Consider the following 12,930-nt stretch of genomic DNA (forward strand, 5'->3'; position numbering starts at 1 on the left):
ATCTCAGCTCCTTTTATTTACAGTTATAACAATTCAAAAATTATTATTTTTGGATTTCAGTTACAACGCCTGATCCTACAGTACGTCCACCTTCGCGGATTGAGAAACGAGTACCGTCTTCAATAGCGATTGGTGAAATAAGTTCTACTGTCATTTCAACGTTGTCACCAGGCATAACCATTTCAGTTCCTTCTGGTAAGTTACATACGCCAGTTACGTCAGTTGTACGGAAGTAGAACTGCGGGCGGTAGTTAGTGAAGAAAGGAGTGTGACGTCCACCTTCATCTTTTGAAAGAACATAAACTTCAGCTTTGAAGTTTGTGTGTGGTGTGATTGATCCTGGAGCAGCTAAAACCTGTCCACGCTGGATGTCTTCACGTGCAACACCACGTAAAAGAGCACCGATGTTGTCACCAGCTTCAGCGTAGTCAAGAAGCTTACGGAACATTTCTACACCTGTAACAGTTGTTTTCTTAGACTCAGTGATACCGATGATTTCGATTTCTTCGCCGACTTTAACTTGTCCACGCTCAACACGTCCTGTAGCAACAGTACCACGGCCAGTGATTGAGAATACGTCCTCAACAGGCATCATGAATGGCTTGTCAGAGTCGCGTTCCGGAGTTGGAATGTACTCATCAACAGCGTTCATAAGGTCAAGAATTTTTTGTTCGTACTCTTCGTCGCCTTCAAGAGCTTTAAGAGCTGAACCAGCGATTACTGGAACGTCGTCGCCAGGGAAGTCATATTCAGAAAGTAATTCACGAACTTCCATTTCAACTAATTCAAGTAATTCTTCGTCGTCTACCATGTCAACTTTGTTTAAGAATACAACAAGTGCAGGTACACCTACGTTACGTGAAAGCAGGATGTGCTCACGAGTTTGTGGCATTGGGCCGTCAGCAGCAGATACTACTAAGATACCGCCGTCCATTTGTGCAGCACCAGTGATCATGTTTTTAACATAGTCAGCGTGTCCCGGGCAGTCAACGTGTGCATAGTGGCGTTTTTCAGTTTCGTACTCGATGTGAGACGTGTTAATTGTAATACCACGCTCTTTTTCTTCAGGTGCGTTGTCTACCATGTCGTAGCTTTGTGCTTCTCCGCCACCGTGTTTAGATAATACAGTCGCAATAGCAGCTGTTAAAGTTGTTTTACCGTGGTCAACGTGACCAATAGTACCAATGTTGGCATGCGTTTTCGAACGGTCAAATTTTTCTTTAGCCATTGTAAAATACCTCTCCTTATATAGAACATTATTTTTTATATAAAACCCGAGAACGGGGTAAACCCGTCTCGAAGTCTTTCTTACAACACTTATAAAGCATTTATTCTAAAAAATCAAGTATATGAATTAAGAACCTGTATTTTTCTTGATGATTTCTTCAGATACTGATTTAGGAACCTCTTCATAGTGGTCGAATACCATTGAGTAAGTACCGCGACCCTGCGTGTTAGAACGCAGTGATGTTGCGTATCCGAACATTTCAGAAAGTGGAACGAATGCGTTAACGACTTGAGCGTTACCGCGGGCATTCATACCTTCTACACGTCCGCGACGGCTTGTAACGTCACCCATGATATCACCTAAATATTCTTCAGGCATAACGATTTCAACTTTCATCATCGGCTCTAAAAGAACTGGTTTACATACTTTCGCAGCTTCTCTCAGTGCCAGTGATGCAGCGACTTTAAATGCCATTTCAGATGAATCGACATCGTGGTATGAACCATCGTAAAGTTTAGCCTTAACGTCAACTAAAGGATATCCGGCAATTACACCGTTTTCCATAGAATCTTTAAGTCCAGCTTCTACAGATGGAATATATTCACGTGGAACTACCCCTCCGACAATCGCGTTTTCGAACTCGAAACCGCCGCCTTGCTCGTTTGGAGTAAATTCAATGTGAACGTCACCGAACTGACCGCGACCACCAGATTGGCGGGCGAATTTACCTTGTACCTTAGCAGGTGCAGTAAATGTTTCACGGTAAGATACCATTGGCGCACCAACGTTACATTCAACTTTGAATTCACGTTTCATGCGGTCAACAAGTACGTCCAGGTGAAGCTCACCCATACCGCCGATAATAACCTGTCCGGTTTCTTTATCAGTACGGGCTGTGAACGTCGGGTCTTCTTCCTGCAATTTAACAAGTGCAGTCGTTAACTTATCCTGGTCACTCTTAGACTTCGGCTCAACCGATAAGTGAATAACCGGTTCAGGGAATTCCATAGATTCAAGGATTATGTTAAGTTTTTCCTGTGTAAGAGTATCACCAGTACCAGTGTCTTTTAGACCTACTGCAGCAGCGATATCTCCTGAATAAACAGTCGAGATTTCTTCACGTGAGTTAGCGTGCATCTGTAAGATACGGCCGACACGTTCACGTTTGCCTTTAGTAGTATTCTGTACGTAAGAGCCAGCATCAAGTGTACCTGAGTACACGCGGAAGAAAGTAAGCTTACCAACGAATGGATCTGTCATTACTTTAAATGCCAATGCTGCAAACGGCTCAGAATCATCCGGTTTTGCAATATACTCTTCTTCTTCATTATCAGCTTTATGACCGACAATCGGTTTAACATCTAATGGAGATGGAAGATAGTCTACTACCGCGTCAAGCAGTAATTGAACACCTTTATTTTTGAATGCAGTACCGCAAAGTGCAGGGTAGAATTCAACATCACAAGTCGCTTTGCGAATTGCTGCTTTAAGTTCTTCCACAGAAAGTTCTTCTCCGCCGAGGTATTTTTCCATAACGTCTTCATTGACGTCGGCTAAACCTTCGATAAGAGCTTCTCTTGCTTCTGCTGCTTCGTCAGCGTAATCTGCAGGGATTTCAATTTCGTTAATATCAGTTCCCAGGTCGTTACCGTAGCTGTATGCTTTCATTTCTACAAGATCAATGATTCCTGTGAAATTATCTTCAGCACCAATCGGAATTTGGATCGGGTGTGTATTCGCCTGTAATCGGTCTCTGATAGTGCCTACTGAATACTGGAAGTCTGCACCGACTTTGTCCATTTTGTTTACGAATACAAGTCTTGGAACGCCGTATGTTGTCGCCTGACGCCATACTGTTTCAGTTTGTGGCTCAACACCTGATTGTGCATCAAGTACTGTAACCGCACTGTCGAGTACACGTAATGAACGTTCAACTTCAACAGTGAAGTCTACGTGTCCAGGTGTATCGATAATGTTTACACGGTGGTTATCCCACTCAGCTGTTGTCGCAGCAGATGTGATCGTGATTCCACGTTCCTGCTCCTGCTCCATCCAGTCCATCTGTGAAGCACCTTCGTGTGTTTCACCTAGTTTGTGGATACGCCCTGTGTAATAAAGAATACGTTCAGTCGTCGTAGTTTTACCTGCATCGATGTGTGCCATGATACCGATATTACGCGTTCTTTCTAGAGTAAATGGTCTTGCCATGAGTATTCTTTGCTCCTTCCAGGAATGGATTAGATTTAAATACTAAAAGGCAGTGCTTCCTACCAGCGGTAGTGTGCAAATGCTCTGTTAGCTTCAGCCATTTTATGACTTTCTTCGCGTTTCTTAACTGCTCCACCTGTGTTGTTAGCAGCATCAAGAATTTCGTTAGCTAATCTTTCTTCCATTGTCTTTTCCCCACGCAGACGTGCGTAGTTCACAAGCCAACGTAAGCTTAGAGTAGTACGGCGTTCTGGACGAACTTCAACCGGCACTTGGTAGTTTGACCCACCAACACGGCGTGCTTTAACCTCAAGAAGTGGCATAATGTTTTCAATCGCTTCGTCAAAAACCTCCATAGCATCTTTACCAGAACGTTCTTGTACTAGATCAAATGCGTTATAAAGAATTTTTTGCGAAGTTCCTCGTTTACCGTCAATCATCATTTTGTTGATGAGTTTAGTCACAAGCTTAGAGTTGTGAATCGGATCCGGTAATACATCTCTTTTTGGTACTGGACCTTTACGTGGCATAATTATCCTCCTTCCATTTTTTATTTTATCATTTTTTTAATTTGCTTACGCATCTAAAGTGACTGAATATTACTTGTCGCCTTTAGGTTTTTTAGCACCGTAATGTGAACGGCTTTGTCTGCGACCTTCAACACCTGAAGTATCAAGAGCACCGCGAACTACGTGGTAACGTACCCCCGGTAAGTCTTTAACACGTCCTCCGCGGATAAGTACAACACTGTGTTCTTGCAGGTTGTGACCGATACCAGGGATATACGCGTTCACTTCAATATTATTTGATAATCTGACACGTGCATATTTACGTAAAGCAGAGTTTGGTTTTTTAGGAGTCATAGTACCTACACGTGTACAAACACCGCGTTTTTGTGGCGCAGCGTCAGTAGTAACGCGTTTCTTAAGACTGTTAAACCCTCTGTTCAATGCAGGCGATGCAGATTTTTGTGATTTAGTGCTGCGTGACTTTCTGATCAACTGATTAATAGTTGGCATAATCGAATGTCCTCCTCTCGTTTTCTTAATCCACACATCCAGGTGGTTCATTTTCAGGGTATAAAAAATCTGTAAGATGTAAATCTTACACAAAATACACTTTGTCTCCTTTATGACTGGGCACAAAGTCCCCTCACAAAGTAACCTTAACTATAATACCACTGCGGCAGCTTCAGTGTCAAGCTTTCCCGATATAAAAAACATATCGCTAAGACATAAACAGATTAACACAAATCTCCTTCTATAGCTACAATAAACCGGGCATTTTTGCTGAAGTTTTTTCTTTCGCGGGCAGTTTCATTTTTATAAAAAGCCGCTCCTGTTACGGAGCGGCTACCGCACATGCAGTTGACCCTTCAATGCATGTGCTTCCCTCTTATTTTAGTACCTTCCGAAAAAGTTAATCTTCTAAAAGAACAACTTCTTCTTCCGATACTGCTTTTTCAGCTACATCTATCTCTACATCTTTATACTTTGCCATTCCTGTACCTGCAGGAATCAGTTTACCGATAATAACGTTCTCTTTAAGGCCGAGAAGATCATCGCGTTTCCCTTTAATCGCTGCATCTGTCAGGACACGTGTTGTTTCCTGGAAGCTTGCTGCTGAAAGGAAACTTTCAGTTTCAAGTGAAGCTTTCGTAATACCGAGCAGTACCGGTTTTGCCGTTGCAGGACGTTTTCTCTGTTTGAAGATCTCTTTATTGGCGTCCGTAAACGTATGAATTTCGACTAAAGCACCTGGTAATAACGAAGTGTCTCCGGCATCGATAATGCGCACTTTTCGCAGCATTTGACGAACCATAACTTCAACGTGCTTATCACCAATTTCTACCCCTTGCATGCGGTATACTTTCTGTACTTCTTTAAGCAGATATTCCTGTGTCGTATTTAAACCGGCTACCTGAAGCAGCTGTTTAGGTTCGATTGAACCTTCATTTAACACTTCACCAGGACCGACTTTATCGCCGACTTCAACCAGCAGGCGTGCTGCCCCTGGCACCATGTAAGTGCGGGTTTCATGCTCACCTTTAACCTTAACTTCCTGCTGACGGTCCTTAACAACTTCAATATCCGTTACTGTACCGTGTATTTCTGAAATCTGTGCCTGCCCTTTCGGGTTACGCGCTTCGAATAGTTCCTGAATACGCGGTAAACCTTGTGTAATATCGCTACCTGCTACCCCGCCTGTGTGGAACGTACGCATTGTAAGCTGTGTACCCGGCTCACCAATTGATTGAGCGGCAATTGTACCAACTGCTTCGCCGACCTCAACTTTTTCACCAGTCGCAAGGTTTTTACCATAGCAGCGTTCGCATACACCATGACGTGTATTACATGTAAATGCTGAACGGATATATACTTCTTCAATGCCGCTGTTCACGATCTCTTTAGCGATATCCGGAGTGATTAACTCATTGCTGCCGAGAATGACCTCGTCAGTTTCCGGATGTCTTACAGTTTCTTTTACATAACGGCCTTCCAGACGGTCGATAAGCGGCTCGATAAGTTCTGATCCTTCTGTCAATGCAGAAACACTCAGTCCTTTATCAGTACCGCAATCTTCTTCGCGTACGATAACATCCTGCGCAACATCAACCAGGCGGCGTGTCAGGTAACCCGAGTCAGCAGTTTTCAGTGCTGTATCGGCAAGACCTTTACGCGCACCGTGAGTCGAGATAAAGTACTCGAGTACTGTCAGTCCCTCACGGAAACTTGATTTGATTGGAAGCTCGATGATTTCACCTGACGGGTTCGCCATCAGTCCGCGCATACCGGCAAGTTGTGTAAAGTTTGATGCGTTACCGCGGGCACCTGAGTCACTCATCATGAAGATCGGGTTCAGGCGGTGTAATGATGCCATCAGTTTATCCTGGATAACATCTTTAGCTTTTGTCCAAAGTTCAATAACAGCATTATAACGTTCTTCTTCAGTAATTAAACCGCGGGAGAACTGCTTCTGAACTTTCTCAACTTTTTCTTCAGTATCGTCGATGATGACCTGTTTCTCAGGAAGTACAACGATATCTGCTACCCCTACAGTAATACCAGCTTTAGCGGAGTATTTGAATCCGAGGTCTTTCATCAGATCCAGCATGACAGATGTTTCTGTAATGTGGAACTTGTTGAAGACTTCCGCAATAACCTGTCCAAGATATTTCTTGTCAAATGGATCGACAAGCGGCATTTCCTGAATTTTTTCAACTAAACCTTCTTCGCCTAAATCTTTAGCGTCAATGAAGTATTTGTTTGGTGTTTTGCGTTCTAAGTTTTCGCGTGTCGGTTCGTTAATATACGGGAATGAAGGCGGCATAATCTGATTGAAGATTACTTTACCGACAGTCGTCATTAATAGTTTACCTTTGTTCTCCGCAGAAACTTTTTCCTCAGATAAGGTTTGTGTATGAAGGCCGATACGCGTATGAAGTGATGTGTAACCGTTCTGGTAAGCCATCACAACTTCATCGATACTCTTGAAGATATGCCCTTCATTTTTCATGTTTTCACGTTCAAGCGTCAAGTAGTAGTTACCAAGAACCATATCCTGGGACGGTGTAACTACCGGCTTGCCGTCTTTGGGGTTAAGGATATTTTGAGCAGCGAGCATCAGCATGCGTGCTTCAGCTTGTGCTTCTTTCGATAATGGAACGTGCACTGCCATCTGGTCACCGTCAAAGTCAGCATTGTATGCTGTTGTAACTAACGGGTGAAGACGGATAGCGCGGCCTTCCACTAATTTAGCTTCGAAAGCCTGAATACCGAGACGGTGAAGTGTCGGTGCACGGTTCAGCAGTACCGGGTGCTCGGAAATAACATCTTCCAAAACATCCCACACTTCATTTTCCATGCGCTCAATCTTGCCTTTGGCATTCTTGATGTTTGTCGCCAAGTCACGTGCTACAAGTTCTTTCATCACGAAAGGCTTGAACAGTTCGAGCGCCATTTCTTTCGGCAGTCCGCACTGATACATTTTCAGACCCGGTCCGACAACGATTACCGAACGTCCTGAATAGTCAACACGTTTACCAAGAAGGTTCTGACGGAAACGTCCCTGTTTACCTTTAAGCATATGAGACAGTGACTTAAGCGGGCGGTTACCCGGTCCTGTAACAGGACGGCCGCGGCGGCCATTATCGATAAGCGCATCTACAGCTTCCTGCAGCATGCGTTTCTCATTCTGGACGATAATTCCCGGTGCTCCTAAATCAAGGAGGCGTTTCAGACGGTTGTTACGGTTAATTACGCGACGGTAAAGGTCGTTCATATCACTCGTAGCAAAACGCCCGCCGTCCAGCTGTACCATCGGACGAATTTCCGGAGGAATAATCGGCAGCACATCAAGAATCATCCATGACGGATCATTGCCTGAATGACGGAAAGCTTCAACGACTTCAAGACGTTTGATCGCTCTTGTCAGACGCTGTCCTGTTGCTGTTTCAAGCTCTTTTCTGAGCATTTCAAGTTCCGCGTTTAAGTCCACCTGCTGAAGTAATTCTTTAATCGCTTCAGCACCCATTTTCGCTGTAAATGTATTGCCGAATTTATCGTAATACTCGCGGTATTCACGTTCGCTTAAGAGCTGCTTAGGCTCGAGACCCGTAGGTCCCGGCTTAATTACAGCGTAAGATGCGAAATAGATAATTTCTTCAAGCGAGCGGGGTGACATATCTAAAAGGAGACCCATGCGTGACGGAATTCCTTTAAAGTACCAGATGTGAGTTACAGGAGCTGCAAGCTCGATGTGCCCCATTCTTTCACGTCTTACTTTAGCACGTGTAACTTCGACTCCGCAGCGGTCACAAACCATCCCTTTATATCTGACACGTTTGTACTTACCGCAGCTGCATTCCCAGTCTTTAGTCGGTCCGAAAATCTTCTCACAGAATAAACCATCGCGTTCCGGTTTTAATGTTCTGTAGTTAATCGTTTCCGGTTTCTTCACTTCACCGAAAGACCATGAACGAATCTTTTCCGGTGACGCTAAACCAATTTTCATATATTTAAATCTATTAACATCTATCAATGAGCTTTCCTCCCTAAAGTTTTCTCGAAGCTCAGCACATTACTCAGTAACATTTTCATTTTCAGCTGAAGCAGTTACCTTGTCCGATTGAGTCGGTTGGCTTTCCATCTCGTCATCTTCTGTATCGCGCAATTCAATTTCTTCGTCGTTTTCATCCATGATACTTACATCGAGACCCAGACTCTGAAGTTCTTTCATCAATACTCTGAATGATTCCGGAACGCCCGGTTTCGGCAGGTTTTCACCCTTTACAATTGCTTCATATGTTTTCACACGTCCGACTGTATCATCCGATTTAACTGTCAGAATTTCCTGTAATGTGTATGCGGCACCGTATGCTTCAAGCGCCCAAACTTCCATCTCACCGAAACGCTGTCCGCCGAACTGCGCTTTACCGCCCAGTGGCTGCTGCGTTACTAATGAGTAAGGTCCGGTACTTCTTGCATGCAGTTTATCGTCAACCATGTGCGCAAGTTTAAGCATGTACATCACACCAACAGAAATACGGTTTTCAAACGGTTCGCCTGTGCGTCCGTCGTAAAGTACCGTCTTACCGTCGCGTGCAAGTCCCGCTTCTTCCATCGTAGTCCATACATCATCTTCGTTCGCTCCGTCAAATACCGGAGATGCCATTCTTAAGCCCATTGCACGCGCCGCCATACCGAGGTGCAGTTCAAGAACCTGACCAATGTTCATACGGGATGGAACACCGAGCGGGTTAAGCATGATATCAATTGGCGTGCCGTCAGGCAGATAAGGCATATCTTCTTCAGGTAAAATTTTCGAAATAACACCTTTGTTACCGTGACGTCCGCACATTTTATCTCCTTCAGAAATTTTTCTCTTCTGAACGATATAAACACGAACGAGCTGGTTCACACCAGGTGATAATTCGTCGCCGTCTTCACGGTTGAAGACTTTAACATCAAGCACGATTCCGCCTGCACCGTGAGGCACACGCAGCGAAGTATCTCTGACTTCACGCGCTTTTTCACCGAAGATTGCATGCAGTAAACGTTCTTCTGCAGTTAATTCAGTCACACCTTTAGGCGTTACTTTACCGACGAGAATATCACCGTCCATAACTTCAGCACCGATGTGCACAATTCCGCGATCGTCCAGTTTTTTAAGCGCGCTGTCCGAAACGTTTGGAATGTCGCGTGTAATTTCTTCAGGTCCGAGTTTTGTGTCTCTTGATTCAGATTCGTATTCTTCAATGTGAATTGAAGTGTATACATCCTGTTTCACAAGACGCTCACTCATAATTACAGCATCCTCATAGTTATAACCATCCCATGTCATAAAGCCGACAACAAGGTTGCGTCCAAGAGCCATTTCACCGTTGTCCATGGAAGGTCCATCGGCAAGTATTTCACCTTTTTCAACGATGTCACCTTCAGTAATAATCGGCTTCTGGTTATAGCATGTTCCTGCGTTTGAACGCACGAATTTAGACATTCTGTAAATATCTTTTTCTGTTTCTACTTCTTTACCGTTCTTATCTTCGATACGGCGGACGTGAATTTCTTTTGCTTCAACATGTTCAACGCGCCCTCTGTAGCGTGAAACTACAGCAGCACCTGAGTCGCGGGCAGACACGTGTTCCATACCTGTACCGATAAACGGCGATTCAGGATTTAATAATGGAACTGCCTGACGCTGCATGTTCGCACCCATAAGTGCACGGTTAGAGTCATCATTCTCAAGGAATGGAATACAAGCAGTCGCAGCAGATACTACCTGCTTAGGCGATACGTCCATGTAGTCCATACGATCCCGCTGCATCTGCGTGTTGTTTCCGCGGAAACGGCAGATAACTTCCTCATCGAGGAATGAGCCGTCTTCATCGAGAACAGCATTCGCCTGCGCAACGACATAGCTGTCTTCTTCATCAGCTGTTAAGTAATCGATTTTATTCGTTACTTTATTCGTTTCAGGATCAACTCTTCTGTACGGTGTTTCGATAAATCCGAAATCATTAACACGTGCATAACTTGACAGCGTGTTAATTAGACCGATGTTCGGCCCCTCCGGAGTTTCAATCGGACACATACGTCCGTAGTGAGAGTAGTGAACGTCACGCACTTCCATGCCGGCGCGTTCACGAGTCAGACCGCCGGGTCCTAAGGCAGACAGACGGCGTTTGTGCGTCAGTTCTGCAAGCGGGTTTGTCTGGTCCATAAATTGTGATAACTGCGAGCTTCCGAAGAACTCTTTAATAGATGCAATTACAGGACGAATGTTAATCAGCTGCTGAGGCGTTACCGTTTCAGTATCTTGAATAGACATTCTTTCACGTACAACACGTTCCATACGGGAAACACCGATACGGAATTGGTTTTGCAGCAGTTCACCGACTGAACGCAGACGACGGTTACCGAGATGGTCAATATCATCTGTGAATCCGACACCTTCCAATAAATTAAAGAAATAACTCATTGAAGAAATAATATCTGAAGGCGTGATTGATTTAACTTCCACATCAGGGAAGGCGTTGCCGATTACTGTCGTTGAATGCTCTTCATTGTTGCGTGATTTGACTTTCACCGATTGAATTTCAACAGGCTCGTCTAAGAGACCTTGTTCAAGGTGATAAGTTTTCAGGTTTGCAGTTGTTTCAAGCTGCTCCATAATCGAGTCCAGTGTACGGCGATCGATAGTCGAGCCTGCTTCAGCAATAATTTCACCTGTCTCTGAGTCGACAACCGGTTCTGTAAGCACTTGGTTGAAGAGACGGTTTTGCAGATGAAGTTTTTTATTCATCTTATAACGTCCGACATTTGCAAGGTCGTAACGTTTCGGATCAAAGAATCTCGAATATAATAAATTACGTGCGTTTTCTACTGTTGGCGGTTCGCCTGGACGCAATCTTTCATAGATTTCTAACAGGGCCTGGTCGACTGTTTCTGTCGCATCTTTCTCGAGTGTATTGCGAAGGTATTCGTTATCGCCGAGAAGATTGATGATTTCTTCGTCAGTTGCAAAACCTAACGCACGTAATAATACCGTAATCGGCAATTTGCGCGTGCGGTCAATTCTTACATATACGACATCTTTTGCGTCGATTTCATATTCCAACCATGCGCCACGGTTAGGGATGACTGTTGCTCCGAAGTTCAATTTACCATTTTTGTCGAACTTCTCAGAGAAATATACAGACGGACTTCTTACTAATTGCGAAACGATTACACGCTCGGCACCATTAATAATAAAAGTCCCTGTATCCGTCATCAATGGGAAATCTCCCATAAATACATCCTGCTCTTTAACTTCGCCGGTTTCTTTGATGACTAAGCGAACTTTCACTCTCAGCGGTGCTGAGTAAGTAGAATCGTGATCTTTCGCTTCTTCCTCGTTATACTTCGGTTCGCCGAGTTTATAATCTACAAATTCCAAAGACATATTCCCAGTAAAATCTTCTACCGGAGAAATATCTTTAAACATTTCGATTAGACCGGTTTCTAAAAACCACTCGTACGATTTCGTCTGAATCTCAATTAAGTTAGGTAATTCTAACTTCTCTTCGATACGCGCATAACTTCTACGTTGTGCATGTCTTCCATACTGAATCAATTGACTCATCGACAGATTCACCCCTAATAATATTTGCGTAAACTATAATGGACATTTAAGAGCCGAACAGTTCAAAAGACAAAAAGAAAACGGAATCGTATTCAACCCCATTTCCTATTAAACTGGACACTTATACAAAATGTTCCATTCAACAGCTGCACAGAAAAGTACATACTTATTGATATTAATTTAACATTCTATAAGAATAACATATACAATTTGTCAAGTCAAATATATAATTTCTTTTTATTTAGTGCTTTTTAAGATGTAATAACCTTTATCTTTTGCTGCAATTTCAACATTTCCAAACAGAGATTTTAAATACTTTTTATAAGAAGCCATGCCCTGCTTTTTCTGTACAACCATATAAAAGCAGCCTTTTTCTTCCAGGCGCCGATAACCGTCATCCAGAATTTCGAGTACCGTATCCTTGCCTGCTCTAAATGGCGGATTCGTAACGTACAGAAATGCATTTAAATCTGAAACGTCATAACTGCTCCGGTTTAGAATCTTGGCATCCACCTTTTCCCGGCGGGTGTTTTCAATAGATAATTGTATTGCATCCTCATTAACTTCTACCATTACCGGTTTCAGTCCAAGTTCTTTGCCGAGCACCGTACCGATCGGTCCGTAGCCTGCGCCCATGTCAATAAACTTACCGCCGCCTTCAAAATCCGAAAATACAGTTTTAATCAGCACTTCAGTACCATAATCAATCTGATTTTTAGAAAATACACCGCGGTCTGTTTTAAAGCGGTAGACATGATTGTTGAAACTGAATTTTATTTCGCTGAATTCGTGCGGCGTGTCATCCGTAGTGTAATAGTGAGACATACAATCTCCCCCAGTTGCTGAAAGTAACTAAAAAAGTCCCCGATAAA

7 protein-coding genes are annotated in these 12,930 nt (G+C 43.6%); all 7 read right to left on the reverse strand.

The window, feature by feature from the left end; all coding sequences use genetic code 11:
- Nucleotides 1-43: 43 nt before the first annotated feature.
- Nucleotides 44-1,228: an elongation factor Tu gene (gene tuf, locus DFR63_RS07150; RefSeq protein ID WP_115885253.1), complete on the reverse strand. Its 1,185-nt coding sequence runs from the start codon at nt 1,226-1,228 to the stop codon at nt 44-46.
- Nucleotides 1,229-1,354: 126 nt separating this feature from the next.
- The gene (gene fusA, locus DFR63_RS07155) at nt 1,355-3,436 is read right to left on the reverse strand and encodes an elongation factor G (RefSeq protein ID WP_115885254.1); all 2,082 of its coding nucleotides are present in this window, start codon (nt 3,434-3,436) and stop codon (nt 1,355-1,357) included.
- Nucleotides 3,437-3,495: 59 nt separating this feature from the next.
- Nucleotides 3,496-3,966 (reverse strand): 30S ribosomal protein S7, encoded by a 471-nt coding sequence (gene rpsG, locus DFR63_RS07160; protein WP_026860143.1) that lies wholly within the window; start codon nt 3,964-3,966, stop codon nt 3,496-3,498.
- 69 nt (nt 3,967-4,035) lie between these two features.
- The gene (rpsL, locus tag DFR63_RS07165) at nt 4,036-4,455 is read right to left on the reverse strand and encodes a 30S ribosomal protein S12 (protein WP_115885255.1); all 420 of its coding nucleotides are present in this window, start codon (nt 4,453-4,455) and stop codon (nt 4,036-4,038) included.
- A 400-nt stretch (nt 4,456-4,855) separates the two neighbouring features.
- On the reverse strand, nt 4,856-8,476 hold the full coding sequence (gene rpoC / locus DFR63_RS07170; protein WP_115885256.1) for a DNA-directed RNA polymerase subunit beta': 3,621 nt from the start codon (nt 8,474-8,476) through the stop codon (nt 4,856-4,858).
- A 39-nt stretch (nt 8,477-8,515) separates the two neighbouring features.
- Nucleotides 8,516-12,058, reverse strand: coding sequence for a DNA-directed RNA polymerase subunit beta (gene rpoB / locus DFR63_RS07175; RefSeq protein ID WP_115885257.1), 3,543 nt, complete (start codon nt 12,056-12,058; stop codon nt 8,516-8,518).
- Nucleotides 12,059-12,295: 237 nt separating this feature from the next.
- Complete coding sequence (locus tag DFR63_RS07180; protein ID WP_115885258.1) at nt 12,296-12,883, reverse strand: class I SAM-dependent methyltransferase; 588 nt, start codon at nt 12,881-12,883, stop codon at nt 12,296-12,298.
- Nucleotides 12,884-12,930: the final 47 nt, after the last annotated feature.

Origin of the sequence: Jeotgalicoccus halotolerans, from assembly GCF_003387165.1 — a bacterium.
In the GTDB taxonomy this organism is placed as follows: Bacteria; Bacillota; Bacilli; order Staphylococcales; family Salinicoccaceae; genus Jeotgalicoccus; species Jeotgalicoccus halotolerans.